Genomic DNA, 19,904 nt, shown 5'->3' with positions numbered 1-19,904 from the left:
CCTGAGTCCTCGCACAGTTTCACAGTCCGCCCGGTCCAATAGGATCAGTGCACTGACGGCCCGCCGCGAGCCGGGCCCGCCGGTCCGACACGTCTGGAGCACATCAAGTGACGACAACCTCGTCCACCTCGGGGCGGCGTTCGCCGCGGGTCCCGATCGTGGTCACGATCATCGTGCTGGCCGCACTGGTGATCGGCTTCTTCATCTTCGCCAGCCTGTACACCGACTACGCGTGGTTCGCGCAGCTCGGGTTCCAGCAGGTCCTCACGACGCGGTGGATCGCGGGGACCCTGATGTTCATCGCGGGCTTCCTGGGCATGGCGATCCCGGTCTTCCTGAGCATCGGACTGGCCTTCCGGTACCGCCCGGTCTACGCGAAGCTCAACTCGCAGCTGGACCGGTACCAGCAGGTCATCGAACCGCTGCGCCGCGCCGTCATGATCGGCATCCCGGTGGTGCTCGGCATCTTCGCCGGGCTGTCGACCTCGGGGCGCTGGAGCATGGTGCTCGAGTACTTCAACCGGACCCCGTTCGGCAAGACGGACCCGCAGTTCGGCCTGGACATCGGCTTCTACGTCTTCGAGCTGCCGTTCTGGCGCTCGATCGTGGCGTACTCGTCGGCCGTGGTGCTGATCGCGGGGCTTGCCGCCCTCGCTGCCTGCTACCTGTACGGCGCGCTGCGCTTCGGGGGACGTGAAGTCCGGATCTCCCGAGCAGCGCGCATCCAGCTCGCCGTCTCTGCCGCGCTCTACATCGCGCTGCAGGCCGTCAGCCTGTGGCTCGATCAGTACGCGGCGCTCACCAAGTCGAACTCGCTCATCACCGGTGCCCAGTACACCGAGGTCAACGCGGTCATCCCGGGTCGCGAGATCATGGCGGGCATCGCGGCGATCGTCGCGATCCTGTTCATCGTCACCGCGGTGATCGGCCGCTGGCGCATCTCGATCGTCGGCACCGGCCTGCTGCTCGTCGCCGCGATCGTCATCGGGGGCATCTACCCCTGGATCGTCCAGCGCCTGCAGGTCAAGCCCTCGGAACGTACGTACGAGTCCGCGTACATCGAGCGGAACATCAAGGCCACGCGTGACGCCTACGGTGTCTCCGACGTCAAGGAACAGAACTACGACGCCACGACCGAGGCCAGCTCCGGCGCCCTCGCGCAGGACGCCCAGACGACGGCGAACATCCGCCTCATCGACCCGAAGATCGTCTCCGACACCTTCAGCCAGCTGCAGCAGTACCGGCAGTACTACCAGTTCCCGGACGAGCTCGACGTCGACCGCTACGACGTCAAGGGCGAGACCGAGGACACCGTCATCGCGGTGCGCGACATCGACCTCGACGGTCTGAGCTCGGCCGCGAACACCCAGTACAACCGGGCGTTCGTGTACACCCACGGCTACGGCGTGACCGCTGCCTTCGGCAACCAGCGCGCGAGCGACGGCAAGCCGGTCTTCCTCGAGTCGGGCATCCCCTCGAACGGCGCGCTGGGTGACTTCCAGCAGCGCGTGTACTTCGGCGAGACCTCGCCGGCGTACTCGATCGTGGGCGCGCCGAAGGGCTCGAAGGACGTCGAGCTCGACTACCCGTCCGGCTCCGACGACGACAACGGCGGCAACGCCACCACGACGTACTCCGGCGACGGCGGACCGAGTGTGGGCAACTTCTTCAACCGACTCGTCTACGCGGCGAAGTTCCAGTCGGAGCAGGTCCTGCTGTCGGACGCGGTCAACAAGGACTCGCAGATCCTCTACGACCGCGACCCGATCACGCGTGTCCAGAAGGTCGCTCCGTACCTGACGGTCGACAGTGACGCTTACCCGGCGATCGTCGACCACCGCATCCAGTGGGTCGTCGACGGCTACACGACGAGCGATGCCTACCCGTACTCGCAGAGCCAGAGCCTGTCGGACAGCATCGCCGGTTCGGAGTCCTCGGCGTACCGCACCGACCAGGTCAACTACATCCGCAACTCGGTGAAGGCCACGGTCGACGCCTACACGGGCAAGGTGACCCTCTACGCGTGGGACACCAAGGACCCGGTGCTGAAGACGTGGGAGAAGATCTTCCCGACGTCGGTGAAGTCGGTGTCGAGCATGAGCGCCGAGCTGCTGGACCACGTCCGCTACCCGACGGACCTGTTCAAGGTGCAGCGGTCGATCCTCGGCACCTACCACGTGACGAACGCGAACTCGTTCTACTCGGGTGACGACGCGTGGAACACGCCGCAGGAGCCCACCACCACGGGGTCGACCGACACGGATGCGAGCGCCGCTGACACGTCGACGACCACGAACGCCCTGGGCGCGCAGACGACGACCACCGCGAGCAAGGCGAACTTGCAGGATCCGTACTACCTGACGATGAAGGTGCCAGGGCAGGAGACCGCGTACAACCTGTACACGACCTACATCCCACAGCAGTCGGCCGGGGCGAACAACCGCAACGTGCTGACCGGGTACCTGGCCGCCGACTCCGACGCGGGAGGTGCGGGCAAGGGCAAGAAGGCGTCGGGCTACGGCAAGCTCACGTTGTTGACGATGCCGAAGACCGACAACATCCCGGGCCCGGCGCAGGTGCAGAACCTGTTCAACTCGGACACCACGGTGTCGCAGGAGCTGAACATCCTGAAGCGCGGCAACTCGACGGTGAAGCAGGGCAACCTGCTCACCCTGCCGGTCGGCGGCGGCTTCCTGTACGTGCAGCCCGTGTACGTCCAGTCGACGTCGAGCGGTTCGTACCCGCTGCTGCAGAAGGTGCTCGTCGCGTTCGGCGACAAGATCGCGTTCGAGGACACCCTCGACGAGGCGCTCAACTCGCTGTTCGGCGGTGACTCGGGTGCTGCTGCCGGAGACTCCGATGCCAGTGGTTCGGGGAGCGACTCCGGTTCGGGCTCGTCCGACGCCGGCTCCGGCTCCGACTCGGGTTCCGGTTCGACCGGTGGCTCGACCGGCTCGGGCACCGTCGACAACGACGCGCTCCAGAAGGCGCTGTCCGACGCGAAGGCCGCACTGCAGGACCGTCAGGACGCCTACGCCGACAACGATCTGGTGGCAGCAGCCGAGGCCGACAAGCGCCTGCAGGACGCGATCGAGGCCGCGACCGCGGCCGAAGACGGCAGCTGACACGCCGTGGCGGGGCACACGATTTGTGCCCCGCCACGACCGTGTGTAGGCTATTCAACGTGCCGCGGGGTGGAGCAGTTCGGTAGCTCGCTGGGCTCATAACCCAGAGGTCGTAGGTTCAAATCCTGCCCCCGCAACCAAGCGTCACATGAAAGCCCCGGTCCGAAAGGACCGGGGCTTTCCTCGTTCGCGGACGCCTCCCTGGACTCGTGCATGCCAGAGCGCACCCAAGGGCGCCGGATCCCGCCGAGTACGCTCGGCGGATGGGCACCCTCACGATCGCCGCCGCACAGTTCGCTCCCGTGGACGACCCGGCAGCCAACCTCGAGACCGTCCGGGCCGCGGCAGCCGACGCAGCGGCGCGGGGAGCGGCCCTGCTCGTCACGCCGGAGTACTCGTCGTACTTCACCGCCGACATCGACGACCGGTTCGTTGCCGCAGCGCAACCGCTGGACGGCCCGTTCGTCTCCGGGCTCCGCGACATCGCCCGCCACACCGGTGTCGCACTGATCGTCGGGATCGCCGAGACGACGGAAGCAGCGACGACCGACGCAGCGACGACGGAAGCAGCGAAGTCCGACGCATCAACGTCCGACGCGGCGGCCGCGGCAGGCCCCACGCGCTTCCGCAACACCCTCGTGGCGGTGCTCCCCACCGGCGAGCTCGCGGCGACCTACCGGAAGGTGCACCTCTACGACGCCTTCGGCTCGCGGGAGTCCGACCGCATCGAGTCCGGCGACCCGGAGCAGCTGCCGGTCTTCGAGTTCGAAGGCCTCCGGATCGGGCTCGAGACCTGTTACGACCTGCGCTTCCCCGAGGTCACCCGGCGGCTGGCGGCACCCGAGCACGGTCGGGCCGACGTCGTCGTCCTGCCGGCCGAATGGGTGCGCGGCCCCGGCAAGGAGCACCACTGGCGGACCCTGCTCACCGCGCGGGCGATCGAGAACACCGTGTGGGTCGTCGGTGTCGGCCAGACGCCCCCGATCGGCATCGGCGCCTCGGTGGTGCTCGACCCCTCCGGTGTCGCCGTGGCGTCGGCCGGCTCCACGCCCGGCACGCTCGTCGCGACCGTCGACACCGCCGTGACCGATGCGGTCCGCAAGGTCAACCCGTCGCTGGCACTCCGCCGGTACGACGTCGCGCTGCGCGCCCAACCAGGAGGCACGGCTCGCCCCTGACAGGCGCGTTCCGTCCCATCGCGGTCGCCCTGCAATGCCGGAACGCGCGTGGGGAGCAGGAACGTCCGGCCTTCGACGCGCGGGACGTCCTCCCACGCGCGGAACGTCCTCTCACGCGCGGGACGTCTCGCTACGCGCCAGAGGCCAACTGTGCCAGGCGGTCGGCGGCGTCCTCGAGGACGGAGCGCCGCTTGCAGAACGCGAAGCGGACGAGGGACCGGTAGCCCGCGGCGTGGTCCGGCCGGACGAAGGCCGACACCGGCACGCCGACGACCCCGGCCAGGGCGGGCAGTTCGAGGCAGAAGGCCCGTGCGTCGTCGTAGCCGAGCGGCGCGGTGTCGGCGATCACGAAGTACCCGCCGTCCGGCCGCATGACGTCGAAGCCCGCTGACCGGAGCCCTGAGGCGAGCATCTCGTGCTTGGCGGCGAGTTCGGCGGCGATCCCGGCGAAGACGGCGTCGGGCAACCGCAGTCCGACGGCGACGGCCGGCTGGAACGGTGCGCCGTTGACGAAGGTCAGGTACTGCTTCACCGTCGTGATCGCGTCGACGAGCGTCGGGGGAGCGGTGAGCCACCCGATCTTCCAACCGGTGGTGCTGAAGGTCTTGCCGGCGCTCGAGATCGACACCGTCCGCTCGGCGGCTCCGGGAAGCGTCGCGATCGGCGTGTGCGGGACGGTGAACGTCAGGTGCTCGTAGACCTCGTCGGTGACGATGAGGGCGTCGTACCGCGTCGCGAGTTCCACGATCGTGCGCAGGACCTCGTCGGGCAGGACCCGGCCGGTCGGGTTGTGCGGCGTGTTGACGAGCACGACGCGGGTGCGGTCGGTGAACGCGGCGCGCAGGGTGTCCTCGTCCGGCAGGAAGTCCGGAGCGGTGAGGGGCACGGTGACGTGGGTACCGCCGGCGAGGCGGACGAGTGCACCGTAGGCGTCGTAGAACGGTTCGAACGTGATGACCTCGTCGCCCGGTTCGACCAGGGCGAGGAGCGTCGCGGCGAGGGCTTCGGTGGCGCCCGCGGTGACCAGGACCTGCCGGTCGGGATCGACCTCGAGGCCGTACCACCGCTGCTGGTGTTCGGCCACGGCGGTGCGGAGGTCGGCCGTCCCGCGGCCGGGCGGGTACTGGTTGACGCCGTCCCGGATGGCGCGGACCGCGGCCTCGAGCACCTCGGCGGGGCCGTCCTGGTCGGGGAAGCCCTGCCCGAGGTTGATCGCGCCGGTGCTCGCGGCGAGGGCGCTCATCTCGGCGAAGACGGTGGGCGCGGGGACGCCGTCGGGTCCCAGGAGCATCGCTCCCTCGGCTGCTCGCAACCAGGGTCCTGCCTGCCGCATGTGGTTCCCTCCGGTGACGGCGACGACGTGTCGCGCTGAACGGACCCCAACCTAGCTGGCCGTCCGACGGCGATCCGGGGACGGACCCACAGCCCACGCATAAGATCGGCAGAGGATGCTTCCAGCGTCGCCAGAAGCACCGCTCAGGTGGTTGCGACAGACTGCACGAGCTTGAAAGGAGCACGTCCAGCATGACCGACACCACGCCCAACGGGCAGGGCGACGACCGCCGTCCGGACGATGCGGCATCGCCTGCCGCCAGTGAGGACGCCGCCGCAGCGGCCACGAAGGGGAACACGTCGATGCCGAACGACTCCGAGCAGTTCAACGACGCCGAGCAGTTCAACGACGCCGAGCAGCCCAAGGACGCCGAGCGCTCCGACGCCGCCGCGCAGCACGCGGCTCCGTCCGACGACGCCACGAACGCCGACCACACCGACGTGATCCCGTCGGCGACCGACCACCCCACGGACCGCTACACGGCTCCGTACCCGACGCTCTCGGGCGACCAGCAGCGCGACGCCGGCCAGCAGCGCGATGCAGGCCAGCAGCGCGATGCAGGCCAGCAGCCGGCCGGGTACGGCCAGCAGACCTCGCCCTACGGGCAGGCGTCGCAGTACGGCCAGCAGCCGGCGGCCGACCAGACGAACCAGCACGGGCAGGCCCAGCAGAGCCCGCACGGCCAGAACCAGCAGCCGCAGTACGGCCAGTCCCAGCAGAGCCCGTACGGGCAGCAGTCCCAGTACGGCCAGCAGTCCCAGTACGGCCAGAACCAGCCGAACCAGCAGTCCCAGTACGGTCAGCAGTCGCAGTACGGCCAGAACCAGCAGCCGCAGTACGGCCAGCAGCCGCAGTACGGCCAGCAGCCGCAGTACGGCCAGCAGCCGACCGCGGGCCAGCCGCGGTACGGCGAGTACGCCCAGCCGGCCTCCGCCGCTGCCCCCGCGTCCTCGTCGGAGTACGCGGCCGCGTCGGCGCAGGCGCCGCAGTCCGCCACGAGCGCCTTCGGGGACGTGGACGGCGCGAACCAGCGCAACGGCCACTACTTCGCCGACGGAACAGCGGGTGCAGCGGCCACCACGACGACCACCCGCTCCGGGCGCAGCAAGCTCGTCCTGCCGATCATCGCCGGACTGGTCGTCGCGGGTCTGGTCGGCGGCGGCGCCGGGTGGCTCGCCGGGTCGTCGCAGGGCGGCACCGTCACGTCGTCGTCCGGTTCGTCGCAGGGCGGCAACCTCACGGTCAACGACTACGACTCCGCGACCGTCGTCACCGCGGTCGCCGCTCAGGCGACGCCGTCGGTCGTGACGATCAACGTGTCGTCCAGCAGCGAGGCCGGCACCGGTTCGGGTGTCGTGATGAGCAAGGACGGCTACATCGTCACGAACACCCACGTGGTGACGCTCGACGGCGACAGCTCGAGCGGTTCGATCACCGTGACGACCTCGAACGGCAAGATCTACGAGGGCAAGCTCATCGGCACCGACCCGACGGTCGACCTCGCGGTCATCAAGATCGACGCGACCGACCTCAAGCCGATGGAGTTCGCGGACTCCACGAAGCTCAACGTCGGTGACACCGCGGTCGCGATCGGTGCACCCCTGGGCTTGTCGAACACGGTCACGGACGGCATCGTCTCGACCCTGAACCGCAGCATCCAGGTCACGTCGAGCGCTCCCAGCGAGGGCGGCGACTCGAACGAGGGCGGCAACGGCGGCAGCGGCCCGTTCGACTTCTGGGGCAACGGCGACAACGGCAGCAGCTCGTCCGCGAACACCACGGTCTCGCTGCCCGTCATCCAGACCGACGCGTCGATCAACCCGGGCAACTCCGGTGGCGCCCTGCTCGACGCGAAGGGCAAGCTGATCGGCATCAACGTGGCCATCGCCTCGGCCGGCAGCTCGTCGTCGTCCGACTCGGCGGCCGGCAGCATCGGCGTGGGCTTCTCGATCCCGTCGAACCTGGTGAAGCGCGTCGCGAACGAGATCAAGGACAAGGGCTCGGCCACGCACGGCCTGCTCGGCGCCACGGTCGGCGACGCCTCGGAGAACGCGAGCGCGACCCAGATGGGTGCGCTCATCAAGTCGGTGTCGTCCGGCGGTGCGGCGGCGAAGGCCGGTCTGCAGAAGGGCGACGTCGTCACCAAGATCGGTTCGGCGACGGTCTCGGACGCCACCGACCTGACGGCGCAGGTCCGGTACTTCGCAGGCGGCGCGTCGACGACGATCAGCTACCTCCGGAACGGGCAGTCCCGCGAGGCGGACGTGACCCTGGGCACGTACGACAGCAAGGGCTGACGCCACCACGGACAAGACGGGAGGCCCGGTGCACGACGTGCGCCGGGCCTCCCGTCCGTCTGCGGGTCGCGTCGCGGGCGCCCCGCAGGTTCCGGGTTCGGGTCTTGATAGGCTCATGGTCGCTCTGCGGGGCGGCACCGCCCCGGTGCGTCCCGTGCACCCAGCCAGCACCCCGAGGTACGCATGCAGACAGACGGACAGCCCCTGCCGGGCGTCTCGTACGTGATGCCCGTGCTCAACGAGGTCACCGAGGTCCGCGCTGCGGTCGCCAGCCTGCTCGACCAGGACTACGCCGGCGTGTTCGAGGTCATCCTCGCGCTCGGTCCCTCGATCGACGGCACGAACGAACTCGTGGCCGAGATGAGCGCGGCCGACCCGCGCATCCGGGCGATCGACAACCCGGTCGGGTCCACGCCGGCCGGACTGAACGTCGCGATCACGGCGTCGGTGCACCCCGTCGTGGTCCGCGTCGACGCGCACTCGGTGCTGCCCCCGGACTACACGCGCATCGCCGTCCGGACCCTGCTCGAGTCCGGTGCGGACAACGTCGGTGGCATCATGCGCGCCGAGGGCCGCAGCCCGTTCGAGCGGGCCGTCGCGCTGGCGTACGGCAGCCGCGTCGGACTCGGCGGCACCCCGCACCACGTCGGTGGGACCGCCGGCCCCGCCGAGACCGCGTACCTCGGCGTCTTCCGCCGCGACCGCCTGTTCGAGGTCGGCCTGTTCGACGAGGGCATCAAGCGCGGCCAGGACTGGGAGCTCAACCGACGCCTGCGCCAGACCGGCGGAACCGTGTGGTTCACGCCCGAGCTGGTCGTCACGTACCGCCCGCGACCGAGCCTGAAGCGCCTGGTGCGGCAGTTCGTCGCCACCGGGTTGTGGCGGGGCGAACTCGCCCGTCGGTTCCCCGCGAACAACGGCCTGCGGTACTTCGTGCCGCCCGCGATGGTCGCGGCCATGGCCGTCGGGATCCTCGCCGGCGTCGTCGGTGTCGTCGGCGCAGCCCTCGGCAGCCCGGTCGCCTGGGCGCTGCTCGGGTTCGTCGTGCCGGCCGTGTACCTGCTCTTCGTCGTCCTCGGGTCGGTCGCCGTCGCGCGCCGGTCCGGGGTGGCGACCTTCCTCTGGTTGCTCGTGGTGCTGCCCTGCATCCACGTGGGATGGGGGCTCGGTTTCATCATCGGGTTCCTCACCCGCACCTCCGAGCTGACCACCCACACCGGACGGTGACCCCATGACCGACCACGCCACCCACGGCCGCGGTTCCGCACGCCCGACGTCGATCGCCGAGCTGCGTGCCGTCGCCCAGCCGGACGAGGTCCGCGCCCGCGCCAACGCCGAGCACTGGACGGCGTCGCTGTACCTGCGCGACGTCTCGCCGTACCTGACCTGGGTGCTGCTGAAGACCCGCGTCAGCGCCAACCAGGTGACCGGCCTGATGATCCTGGTCGGGTGGAGCATCGCCGCGGCCCTGCTCATCCCCGGCATCTGGGGCGCAGCGCTCGCCCTGGTGCTCGGACAGCTGCAGATGCTCGTGGACTGCTGCGACGGCGAGGTCGCACGGTGGCGTGGCACCCGCTCGCCCGCCGGGGTGTTCCTGGACAAGGTCGGGCACTACACGACCGAGGGACTGATCCCGGTCGCGCTGGGCATCCGGGCCGCCACCTGGCCGATCCACGGTGCCGACTGGATGTGGACCACGATCGGCTGCGCCCTCGGCCTGGTGATCGTGCTGAACAAGGCCCTCAACGACATGGTGCACGTCGCCCGGGCGAACGCGGGGCTCGACAAGCTCGTCGACCGACGCGACGCCTCGACCGCGCCGTCCGGCCGGAAGCTCGCCTCGCTCCGCCGCCTGGCCCGGTTCCTGCCGTTCCACCGCCTGTACCACTCGGTCGAGCTGAGCATGCTCGCGTTCCTGTTCGCGCTCATCGGACTGGCGATCGGCGACACGCTCGCCAGCCGGATCCTGGTCGGGGCGCTGCTGCCGCTGGCCGTGCTGGCGACCGTCGGACACTTCCTGGCGATCATGGCGTCCAAGCGGGTCAAGGCGTGACCGACGACGCGGTGCCCCACGACGCGGTGCCCCACGACGCGGTGCCCGATGGCACCGTGACCCCGAGCACCGTTCGTCGCCACGCGGTCGCGCACCCGCAGCGACCGCGCGTCGCCGTCGTGAGCCTGTCGCAGGGCACCCGGCCCGATGACCTGCGCCGCGGGCTCGACAGCGTGCTCGCGCAGCAGGGCGTCGAACTCGACGTGGTCTGCGTCGGCAACGGCTGGGAGCCGACCGGTCTGCCCGACGGAGTGCGGACGCTGGCGCTGCCGGAGAACCTCGGGATTCCGGCCGGCCGCAACGCCGGTGCCGAGGTCGTCGACGGGGACTACGTGTTCTTCCTGGACGATGATGCCTCGATCCCTTCGGTGACGTTCCTGCAGGACGCCGTCGGCCGCTTCGAACGCGACCCCTCGCTCGGATTGCTCCAGCCCCGCGTGGTCGACCCGACCGGCGCCGCGAACCCACGGCGCTGGGTACCGCGCATCCGCAAGGGCGAGCCGGACCACTCGTCGCCGGTGTTCTCGGTGTGGGAGGGCGCCGTCGTGCTGCCGATGGACGTGTACCGGGTCGTCGGGGGCTGGGGCGCGGAGTACTTCTACGCGCACGAGGGCATCGAACTCGCGTGGCGCGTGTGGGACGCCGGCCGACGTCCCTGGTACGCCGGCGACCTGGTCGCCCACCACCCGGCCATCGACCCGGCGCGGCACACCGAGTACTACCGCCTGAACGCTCGCAACCGGGTGTGGCTGGCCCGACGGAACCTGCCGGCACCGCTCCGGCCGCTCTACGTCGGCTCGTGGGCCGCGATCCAGGTCGCGCGCTGGTGGCGACACCCGCGGCGCCTGACGACGTGGTTCGCCGGCATCCGGGAAGGATGGACCACCGACTGCGGACCGGCCCGACCGATGAGCTGGCTGACCGTCGCCCGGATGACGCTCGCCGGGCGCCCGCCCGTCGTCTGACCACCCCGACCCACACCGCCACCGCAGAACGGGAGACAGTCCATGCCGATCACCAGTGACGTGCGGACCGCCGTGCGCTTGGCCCAGCGCCTGCTCGCCTCGCGCCGGAGCCGCCGGGCGCTCGCCCGTCGCCTGTCCTCGGTCGCGGTGCCGGCGCCCGGCACGATCGAGATCGCGGTGTACTTCGCCGACGGCCCCGTGAACATGTACCAGGTGCGCCAGTGGTACGCGCCGCTCGCTGAACTGGCGAAGACGCACCCGGTCGCGATCATCGCGCGCAGCCCGGGCACGATGACCACGCTCATCGACGAGTCGCCCGTCCCCGCCGTGTACGCCCGTCAGGTCGTCGACCTGGAGCAGTTCGTCGAGACCCAGGCACCGAAGGTGGTGCTGTACGTCAACCAGAACGCCCGCAACTTCCAGATGATGCGGTACGGGCGCATGTGGCACGTCTTCGTCAACCACGGCGAGAGCGACAAGATGTACATGACGACGAACCAGTTCAAGGCGTACGACTACGCGTTGATCGCCGGGGACGCCGCGCGTGGGAGGCTCGCCGAGGCGCTGTGGGACTACGACCTCGACGCCAGGACCATCGCGATCGGCCGCCCACAGGCCGACCACTTCGCCGGCGCGGCACCGTACCCCGCCGACGACCGGACCGTCGTGCTGTACGCACCGACGTGGGAGGGCGATCGCGGCGCCGCTGCGTACGGCTCGATCGCGTCCCACGGCACCACCATCGCCGAGCAGGTGCTCGCGTCGCCCCGACACCGCCTGGTGTACCGACCGCACCCGCGGAGCGGCGTGCTCGACCCGGCGTACCGAACGGCACACGAGCGGATCGTCGCGGCGATCACGGCGGCGAACGCGGCCGACCCCACCGCGCACCACGTCCACGACGAGGGCGGTGAGCTCGGCTGGCAGCTGGCCGACGCCGACGTGGCGATCACCGACATCAGCGCGATGATCTACGACCGCCTGGCGGTCGGGAAGCCCCTCATCGTGACCCGCCCGGTGTCGCCGGAGGCCGACGTGGACGAACGCGGCTACCTGAGCGACGCCAACTGGCTGACCGCGGCCGACGCACCGTCGGTGCTCGCGCGGATCGACGCCGCCGTGGGGGACGCCGCCGAGCTCGCCAAGCTGCAGCAGTGGGTGGCGCGCTACTTCGGCGACACCACGCCCGGTGCCGCGACGGCCCGGTTCCACGCCGCCGTCGAGTGGCTGCTGGAGCGCTGGCGCACCGTCGCTGCCGAGCGCGGCGAACGCTGAGCCGCGTCCGGACACGGTCACGGGTGCAGCCCCTGACCGACCAGTGACATCCGCCACACGTACTCGGAGTGGTCCGGACGGCGCCAGCGGACGATCACGACGCCGGTGTCCTGCGGATCCGCGCCGAACACGGCGACGGACAGACGTCGACCCGGTTCGAGCCGGTGCACCGCCAGCGGCGGGCTGTAGCCGTTGCCGAGGTGGGTGAGGGTCAGGCCGTCGACCGGTTCGTCCCCGGTGTTGACGAGGTCGTACCGGCGCGGGGCCTGCGAGCGGTCGATGGTGAACGGGACGGCGTACGCGGGTGCTGGGTGGTGCATGGGGGGAACGCTAGGGGGAGGGTCCGACGGTGGGCTCCCGGCGCAGCCCCAGGGAGCCCGTCGCTGTGGAGGGGGCACCGTGGCGCCGTGGTTGTGGAGGGGGAGTACCCGACCGGTCAGACGCCGTAGTCGGCGGAGTACTGCGCCAGCGCTTCCTCGATGGTGCCGTCGAGCTGCAGCCGGCCCTTGTCGAGGTACAGACCGCGGTCGCAGAAGCGGCGCAGGTCCTTGTCGCTGTGGGACACGAAGAAGAGCGTCCGACCGCCGGCCAGGAGCTCCTCGATCCGCTTGTAGCACTTCTCGCGGAAGGCCTTGTCGCCGACGGCGAGGACCTCGTCCACCAGGATGACGGGCTCGTCGAGCCGCGAGATCACCGCGAACGCGATGCGGACCTTCATGCCGCTCGACAGGTGCTTGTACGGGGTGTCGACGAAGTCCGCGATCTCGGCGAAGTCGATGATCTCGTCGAAGGCGGCACGGATCTCGGCGCGCGACATGCCGTGCAGGCCCGCGGTGAGGTAGACGTTGTCGCGGACGGACAGGTCGCCGACGAACCCGCCGGTGATCTCGATGAGCGGCGCGACACCGGCCCCGACGTCGATCCGGCCCTCGTCCGGCAGCATCACCTGCGCCACGAGCTTCAGGAGCGTGGACTTGCCCTGACCGTTGCGACCGACGACGCCGATCGCCTCGCCCGGACGGACGTCGAACGACACGTTGCGGAGCGCCCAGAACTCGTCGGCACGCTTGCGGCGGCCGCGTCCGGCGAAGAGGTCCTTGAAGTTGCGGCTCGCCCGCCGGTTGCGCTTGAAGCAGATGCCGGCGTCGCGCACGGAGATCACCGGTGCGACGGTCTCGGTGCGTCGGGTCTGGTCGGTGGCGGTCATCACAGCTCCTTCAGCACGCGGTGCTCGCTGCGTCGGAACACCGCGAAGCCGATCGCCAGGACGATGCCCGTGATGACCACCGAGGCCCCGACCTCGAACCAGTCGAGTTGGCTCGGGAAGAACGCGGCGCGGTACATCCCGAAGATGCCGGTGAGCGGGTTGACCGCGGCGATCGGGCGCAGGGCGTCGGGCAGCGCGTGCGTGCCGTAGATGATCGGCGATGCGTAGAACAGGAAGCGCAGGACGAGCTTGGTCGCACGCTCGAGGTCGCGGAAGAAGACGACGAGCGGCGCCACGATCAGGCCGAGGCCGTACACCAGCGCGCACTGCAGCACGATCGCCAGCGGGAAGAAGACGACCTGCCAGTGCAGGTGCGCACCCGTCGCGATCGCGAAGGCCGCCAGCACCGGCAGGCTCAGCAGGAACTCGATGCCCTTCGACGCGTCGATCCGCGCGACCCAGATGGTGCGGGGGATCGTCGTCGAGCGGATGAGCTTCGACTCCTTGATGAACGCCCGGGTGGAGTCCGAGACGCCTCCGGTGAACCACATCCACGGCAGCAGCGCGGAGAGCAGGAAGACGATGTACGGGTCTTCACCGACCGAGCCGCGGTGGAACACCTGGGTGAAGACGAACCAGTAGATCGCCGACATCACGAGCGGGTCGAGGATCGACCAGACGTACCCGAGCGCCGACGTTGAGTACCGGACCCGGAGGTCGCGGACGGTCAGCAGCCAGAGGGCATGACGATAGCGCCGACCGGCGCTCCGGGTCGCCGCTGGTGCGGCAGCCGCGGGCACGGTCGGCGCGCTCGCTGTGGTCACGGTTTCCCTTCGGGCGGAACCGCCGAAGGGGTCCTGACGGAGGTTCAGGCGAACAGGTTGTTCGCGCGCTCGAGGTCCTCGGCGAAGTCGATCTCGACCGCGTACAGGTCGGAGATGTCGATCGGGGACCAGCGTAGCCCGTCCTCGGCGATGGCAGCCTCGATGCCGCCCTCGAAGTACTCCTGGTCGTCGACGCGACCGAGCTGGCGGATGAGGGCCTGCTTGTCGTTCGCCGACACGTAGTTGATGCCGACGGCTTCGCCGAGCCCGCCGACGACCTGCTTCGAGAGCTTGTGGATGAAGCCCTCGGCGTCGACGGTGTACTTGACCTCTTCGTCGGAGACCTTGTCGGTGTTGACGCTGACGAACGAGTGGTCCTCGTCGATCATGTCGGCCGCACGGACGAGCGCCATCGGGTCGAAGACCACGTCGCCGTTCATCCAGAGGACACCGCTCTTGCCGGTCGCCTTGAGGGCGCGCAGCAGGCTCTTCGAGGTGTTGGTGGAGTCGTAGGACTCGTTGTAGACGAAGGACGCGTCGGGGAAGGCCTCGACGATGTGCTCCGACTTGTAGCCGACGACGATCGTCACGCGGGCGCTCGAACCGAACGCGGCGCGGATGTTGTCGAACTGCTGCTGCATGATGGTGCGGCCGTCACTGAGCTCCGTGAGCGGCTTCGGCAGGCTGCGGCCGAGCCGGCTGCCCATCCCCGCTGCGAGGATCACGATCTGCGTGGTCATGCTGGTCCCTTCTGGTGTCCGCCCGCGCGCCCTGGGGCACGGGCGGGCCTCGTCGAGTCTGCTCGCGGAACGTCCGAGTTCGCCGAGAACCGGACGCCGCTGGCCACGGGGGCCGGCTGCTGCGCGGTGTCGGAGAGCCCGCCGGAGCAGGTTTCCAAGTGGTGAACACTCCTTCGTGCCCTGGTGAATGATACGGAAACACCCGCTCAAGGGGTAGGTCTGCCGCGCTTCGTACTCATTTCGTGACACTGGAGCGGGCGGTTCCCCGCTGTCCGGAGACCGTTGGTACGGTTGGGCGATGGCCGCCAGAGCAGAGAACGAGGACGTGTACGCCACGACCGACGCTGCCTGGATGACCGAAGCGAGTGACACCGACGAGCAGGACGCCGACGAGCGTGCCGCCGACCGGGTGGACGCCGCGGCGGGGGACGACGCCGACGACGACGACATGGGGGAACCGGATGCGCGCGACGCCTCCGTTGATGACGAGATGACCGACGACACCACGGCCCCCGACACCACGGCCGCCGACACCGATCCGGTCACCGAGCCGCAGTCGGACGCAGCGCCCGGTACCGCAGCGCCCGGTCCCGCGGCACGTGCCGCGGCAGCGGCCCCGACGACGACCACCGGCGCCCGACCCGCCAAGGCGCGCACCACGAAGCAACGCACCAAGCGACCGGCGAAGGCTGCCGGCACGTCCGGCACCGTGCCTCCCGGCCCCACGGCGAGCGACGCGACGTCCGCGACGGACGCGACCGAGCACACGGCCCAGGGCGCACCGGAGGCGGACGCACCGGAGACCGACACCGCGTCGAGCCCCGCCGCGAAGAAGCGTGCCCCCCGGGCCACGGCACCCAAGGCCCCGCAGAAGCTGCAGCCCGTCGTGCTCGCCGCCGACGGCCTCGTCAAGCGGTACGGGCAGACCCTCGCCGTCGACGAGGTCGACCTCGAGATCCGCCAGGGCTCGATCTTCGGCGTGGTCGGCCCCAACGGCGCCGGCAAGACGACCACCCTGTCGATGATCACCGGTCTGCTGCGTCCCGACGCCGGATCCGTGACGGTCCTCGACCACGACGTCTGGGCCGACCCCACGGCCGCCAAGCGCAGCCTCGGCGTGCTGCCGGACCGCCTGCGGCTGTTCGACCGCCTCACCGGTGCGCAGCTGCTCTACTACTCGGCCACCCTGCGCGGCCTCGACGGTGCCACGGCCCGTGAACGCAGCACCGACCTGGCCGAGGCGTTCGGGCTCGGCGAGGCACTCGGCCGCCAGGTCGCCGACTACTCGGTGGGCATGGCGAAGAAGATCGCCCTGGCCGCCACGCTCATCCACTCGCCGCGGGTCCTCGTGCTCGACGAACCGTTCGAGTCGGTCGACCCCGTGAGCGCTGCGACCATCACCGACATCCTGCGCCGCTACACGCGCGGGGGTGGCACCGTCGTGCTCTCCAGCCACTCCATGGAGCTCGTGCAGCGCACCTGCGACTCCGTCGCCATCATCGTCGGCGGCAAGGTCCTCGCCTCGGGGACCATGGCCCAGGTGCGCGGTCGCAAGAGCCTCGAGGACAAGTTCGTCGAACTCGCGGGCGGCCGCGTCGTGGCAGAGAGCATGGAATGGTTGCACAGCTTCTCCGGCTGAGGGCCGACCTGCTCGCGGGCGAGGTCCGCGGCAGCGCCCGCCGGTCCGTGTTCGTCGTGCTCGGCAGCCTCGTCGGGCTCCTCGCCGCCGTGTTCGTCGCGACGCAGACGGTCGCGCTGCGCTCCGCCGACCCCGACACGGCCCGCGCGGTCACCGTGCCGGTCGGCACGCTCATCGCGTTCGCGTTCACCGTCGTGCCGCTGGTCGTCGGACGGAGTGACCAGCTCGACCCGCGGCGGTTCGCGGTGTTCGGCATCGGCCGTCGCGGGCTCGCGATCGGTCTCGTCGTCGCCGGCCTGATCGGCGTCCCGGTGATCGGGGTCGTCGTCGTTGCCGTCGCCCAGTCGATCGCCTGGGCGCGTGACGCGGGCACCGGTGTGCTCGCGGTCATCGGCGGCTTGCTCGCGATCGCCACCTGCGCCCTCCTGGTCCGCGTGTGCTGCACCGTCGGCTCGCGGCTGATCGGTCCGCACCGGTCCCGCGATGCCGGGTGGCTCGTCGCGCTCGTGATCATCGTGCTCGCGATCCCGGCGGTCTCGCTGCTGCTCCGCGTCGACTGGCTCGACCCCGAAGGCACCGAGATGCAACGCGTCGCGGACGTCGCGGGGTGGACGCCGTGGGGCGCCGCCTGGGCCGTGCCCGCCGAGGTCGCCAGCGGCCACGTCGGCACCGGGTTCCTCAAGCTGCTCGTCGCGATCGCCGTCGTCGCCCTGCTGACCTGGGCGTGGTGGGCACTCGTCGGTCGGGCGCTCGACACCGTCGACGGTCGCACCCGGACCCGGCGCTACCAGGGGCTCGGCTGGTTCGACCGGCTCGGCTCGACGCCGGTCGCCGCCGTCGCCGCCCGCGCCCTGACCTACTGGGTGCGCGACCCGCGGTACCGCACCTCGTACCTGATCATCCTGTTCGTCCCGCTCGTCGTCATCCCGCTCGGGGTCGCCGGGGTGCCGTGGCACTGGACCGCGCTCGTGCCGTTGCCGCTCATGGCGCTGATCGCCGGGTTCCTGCCGCACAACGACGTCTCGTACGACAACACCGCGGTGTGGCTGCACGTCGCCTCCGGGGCTCCCGGGTGGAGCGACCGTCTCGGCCGTGTCGTCCCGGTGCTCGTCGTCGGTGTGCCGGCGATCGTGGCCGGCTCGGCGGTGTCCGCCTGGTTGTTCGACGACTGGACGGTGTTCCCGCTGCTGATCGGCGTGAGCGCCAGTGCCCTGCTGTCCGGACTCGGGCTGTCGAGCATCGTGTCCGTGCTGCTGCCCTACCCGACCGTGCGGCCGGGGGACCACCCGTTCCAGCAGCCGCAGGCCGCGGGTGTGACGGCGACGGTCGCGCAGTCGATGATGGTGATCGGCATCGTGCTCTGCACCGTCCCGGCGGCGTGGCTCGCGGTGCTGGCCTTCGTCCGCGGCGCCGAGCCGTGGTCGATGCTGACGCTCGCGGTGGGCATCGGGGTCGGCGTGGTCGTGCTCGTCATCGGGATCTTCGCGGGCGGGCGGCTGTTCGACCGGCGCGGCCCGGACCTGCTGGCCGCGGCGCAGCGCAACTAGCATTCCGGAACGACGACACCGTGCGCAGACCGTCGTACCCTGGACCCATGAGCATGACGGAACCAGGCGGCGGCCTTGACGTAATGGACCGGGAGCTCGAGAAGCTCCTCGAAGACGAAGCGATCGAACCCGGCGACCACGAGCGGTTCTCGCACTACGTCAAGAAGGACAAGATCCTGCAGTCCGCCCTGTCCGGCAAACCGGTCAAGGCGCTGTGCGGCAAGAAGTGGATCCCGGGCCGCGACCCGGAGAAGTTCCCGGTGTGCCCGGACTGCAAGGCCATCTACGAGAAGATGAAGTCCGAGTAGACGCAGCCCGCGCATCGTGAGCAGAAATGGTCGGGTCGCCTTCGGGGACCCGACCATTTCTGCTCACCAAGCGATGCGCAGCGGCGCGCTAGACCACCAGGGTGGGGATCGCGGGGTCGCCGCGACCGATGCGCGCGGCGTCCGCCGGCAGCTCGGCCTTCGCCCGCTTGTGGTGCGCCCGCGCGGCCTCGACGCCCTGTGCTCCGAGGAACGCCGGATCGACCTCGCCGCCGGTGACCACGGGCACGAGCAGCGGGCGCTCGTCGGGGCCGACCTGTCCGGCGGTGAGCACGACCTCGGCCGTGGCGACACCGTTGCGCAGGCGTCGGCCGGCTTCCTTGCGCCCGCCGATCGAGGCCTTGTCCGCCGACTTCTTGGCGACGGCGACCCAGTCGTCGCCGTCGGCGGACTGGTGCGCCACGAGCTTGAAGACCATGCCGGCCGCGGGGTGTCCGGAGCCGGAGACGACCGAGGTGCCGACGCCGTACGAGTCGACCGGGGCCGCACGGAGGGCCGCGATCGTGTACTCGTCCAGGTCGTTCGTGACCGTGATCTTCGTGTCGGTCGCGCCGAGCCGGTCGAGCTGCGCCCGGACGGCCGCGACGACCGAGGGCAGGTCGCCGCTGTCGATGCGCACACCGCCGAGCTTGCCGTCGGTCAGCCGGACAGCGGTCTCGACGGCCTGCTCGATGTCGTAGGTGTCGACGAGCAGCGTCGTGCCGTTGCCGAGGGCGTCGAGCTGCGACCGGAACGCCGCTTCCTCGGAGTCGTGCAGCAGGGTGAAGGCGTGCGCCGCGGTGCCCATCGTCGGGATGCCCCAGGTGCGGCCGGCCTCGAGGTTGCTCGTCGCGCCGAACCCGGCGATGTACGCGGCCCGTGCTGCGGCGACGGCGTTCCACTCGCCGGTGCGGCGCGAGCCCATCTCGGCGAGCGGACGCCCGTCGGCGGCGGAGACCATGCGGGCGGCGGCCGAGGCGATGGCGGAGTCGGCGTTGAAGACCGACAGTGCGAGCGTCTCGAGCACGACGGCCTCGGCGAACGTGCCCTCGATCTGCAGGATCGGGGAGTTGGGGAAGTAGACCTCGCCCTCGCGGTACGCCCGGACGTCCCCGGTGAACCGGTAGTCGGCGAGGAAGGCCGCGGTGCCCTCGTCGATGACCCCGCGGTCGCGCAGGAACCCGATCTCGTCGTCGCCGAAGCGGAAGTCGCCGAGGGCGGTCAGGAACCGGCCGAGTCCGGCCGCGACGCCGTAGCGACGACCGTCGGGCAGCCGCCGGGCGAACACCTCGAAGACGCAGCGCCGGTGGGCGGTGCCGTCCTTCAGGGCCGCGTCGACCATGGTGAGTTCGTACTGGTCCGTCAGGAGCGCGCTGGTCACCTCCCCGACACTACTGCGAGCGTCGGTACGCTGGT

16 protein-coding genes and 1 tRNA gene are annotated in these 19,904 nt (G+C 70.4%); 11 read left to right on the top strand and 6 right to left on the bottom strand.

Annotated elements, in window-relative coordinates; all coding sequences use genetic code 11:
* The first annotated feature begins 158 nt into the window (after nt 1–158).
* The 3 genes from ITJ60_RS13195 (at nt 159) to ITJ60_RS13185 (ending at nt 4,303) form a co-directional block, all read left to right on the top strand.
* Nucleotides 159–3,125, top strand: coding sequence for a UPF0182 family protein (locus ITJ60_RS13195; protein WP_194648229.1), 2,967 nt, complete (start codon nt 159–161; stop codon nt 3,123–3,125).
* Nucleotides 3,126–3,188: 63 nt separating this feature from the next.
* Nucleotides 3,189–3,265 (top strand) — tRNA-Met (locus ITJ60_RS13190).
* 123 nt (nt 3,266–3,388) lie between these two features.
* Complete coding sequence (locus ITJ60_RS13185; RefSeq protein ID WP_194648228.1) at nt 3,389–4,303, top strand: carbon-nitrogen hydrolase family protein; 915 nt, start codon at nt 3,389–3,391, stop codon at nt 4,301–4,303.
* Between the two features lie 130 nt (nt 4,304–4,433).
* Here the strand turns inward: ITJ60_RS13185 and ITJ60_RS13180 are convergent, their stop codons facing one another.
* A complete protein-coding gene (locus tag ITJ60_RS13180) occupies nt 4,434–5,636 on the bottom strand; it encodes an aminotransferase class I/II-fold pyridoxal phosphate-dependent enzyme (RefSeq protein ID WP_194648227.1) in 1,203 nt (400 codons plus the stop codon).
* 191 nt (nt 5,637–5,827) lie between these two features.
* Between ITJ60_RS13180 and ITJ60_RS13175 the strand changes: the two genes are divergently transcribed.
* The 5 genes from ITJ60_RS13175 to ITJ60_RS13155 all read left to right on the top strand — a co-directional run bounded on the left by ITJ60_RS13175 (nt 5,828) and on the right by ITJ60_RS13155 (nt 12,226).
* Complete coding sequence (locus ITJ60_RS13175; RefSeq protein ID WP_228510213.1) at nt 5,828–7,933, top strand: S1C family serine protease; 2,106 nt, start codon at nt 5,828–5,830, stop codon at nt 7,931–7,933.
* Nucleotides 7,934–8,116: 183 nt separating this feature from the next.
* Nucleotides 8,117–9,160, top strand: coding sequence for a glycosyltransferase family 2 protein (locus ITJ60_RS13170; RefSeq protein ID WP_194648226.1), 1,044 nt, complete (start codon nt 8,117–8,119; stop codon nt 9,158–9,160).
* A gap of 4 nt (nt 9,161–9,164) precedes the next feature.
* Nucleotides 9,165–9,986: a CDP-alcohol phosphatidyltransferase family protein gene (locus tag ITJ60_RS13165; protein ID WP_194648225.1), complete on the top strand. Its 822-nt coding sequence runs from the start codon at nt 9,165–9,167 to the stop codon at nt 9,984–9,986.
* Between the two features lie 56 nt (nt 9,987–10,042).
* A complete protein-coding gene (locus tag ITJ60_RS13160) occupies nt 10,043–10,951 on the top strand; it encodes a glycosyltransferase family 2 protein (protein WP_194648327.1) in 909 nt (302 codons plus the stop codon).
* A gap of 42 nt (nt 10,952–10,993) precedes the next feature.
* Nucleotides 10,994–12,226, top strand: a complete 1,233-nt coding sequence (locus tag ITJ60_RS13155) for a CDP-glycerol glycerophosphotransferase family protein (protein ID WP_194648224.1) — start codon at nt 10,994–10,996, stop codon at nt 12,224–12,226.
* Between the two features lie 17 nt (nt 12,227–12,243).
* Here ITJ60_RS13155 and ITJ60_RS13150 read toward each other — a convergent pair whose 3' ends face one another.
* From ITJ60_RS13150 to ITJ60_RS13135, 4 genes are all read right to left on the bottom strand, one after another.
* Nucleotides 12,244–12,546 carry a hypothetical protein gene (locus ITJ60_RS13150; protein WP_194648223.1) on the bottom strand — a complete coding sequence of 101 codons (303 nt, stop codon included), beginning with the start codon at nt 12,544–12,546 and terminating at the stop codon, nt 12,244–12,246.
* 116 nt (nt 12,547–12,662) lie between these two features.
* Nucleotides 12,663–13,433, bottom strand: coding sequence for an ABC transporter ATP-binding protein (locus tag ITJ60_RS13145; RefSeq protein WP_111085010.1), 771 nt, complete (start codon nt 13,431–13,433; stop codon nt 12,663–12,665).
* Complete coding sequence (locus tag ITJ60_RS13140; protein WP_416371912.1) at nt 13,433–14,257, bottom strand: ABC transporter permease; 825 nt, start codon at nt 14,255–14,257, stop codon at nt 13,433–13,435. The genes ITJ60_RS13145 and ITJ60_RS13140 overlap by 1 nt, the downstream gene beginning before the upstream one ends.
* Before the next feature lie 44 nt (nt 14,258–14,301).
* Nucleotides 14,302–14,997 (bottom strand): NTP transferase domain-containing protein, encoded by a 696-nt coding sequence (locus ITJ60_RS13135; protein ID WP_111085011.1) that lies wholly within the window; start codon nt 14,995–14,997, stop codon nt 14,302–14,304.
* 298 nt (nt 14,998–15,295) lie between these two features.
* Here ITJ60_RS13135 and ITJ60_RS13130 point away from each other — a divergent pair, with 298 nt between their 5' ends.
* The 3 genes from ITJ60_RS13130 to ITJ60_RS13120 are packed head-to-tail and all read left to right on the top strand — an operon-like array spanning nt 15,296 to nt 18,491.
* On the top strand, nt 15,296–16,636 hold the full coding sequence (locus ITJ60_RS13130; RefSeq protein WP_228510212.1) for an ABC transporter ATP-binding protein: 1,341 nt from the start codon (nt 15,296–15,298) through the stop codon (nt 16,634–16,636).
* Nucleotides 16,612–18,183 (top strand): ABC transporter permease, encoded by a 1,572-nt coding sequence (locus ITJ60_RS13125; protein WP_194648222.1) that lies wholly within the window; start codon nt 16,612–16,614, stop codon nt 18,181–18,183. The genes ITJ60_RS13130 and ITJ60_RS13125 overlap by 25 nt, the downstream gene beginning before the upstream one ends.
* Nucleotides 18,184–18,230: 47 nt before the next feature.
* Nucleotides 18,231–18,491, top strand: coding sequence for a DUF3039 domain-containing protein (locus tag ITJ60_RS13120; protein WP_111033217.1), 261 nt, complete (start codon nt 18,231–18,233; stop codon nt 18,489–18,491).
* 88 nt (nt 18,492–18,579) lie between these two features.
* Here ITJ60_RS13120 and ITJ60_RS13115 read toward each other — a convergent pair whose 3' ends face one another.
* Entirely contained in the window at nt 18,580–19,830 is a 1,251-nt protein-coding gene (locus ITJ60_RS13115) for a nicotinate phosphoribosyltransferase (RefSeq protein ID WP_416371913.1), read from the bottom strand.
* Nucleotides 19,831–19,904 lie beyond the last annotated feature (74 nt).

The organism is Curtobacterium sp. VKM Ac-2884, from assembly GCF_015350945.1.
In the GTDB taxonomy this organism is placed as follows: domain Bacteria; phylum Actinomycetota; class Actinomycetes; order Actinomycetales; family Microbacteriaceae; genus Curtobacterium.
This window is presented reverse-complemented; position numbering and strand designations above follow the sequence as displayed.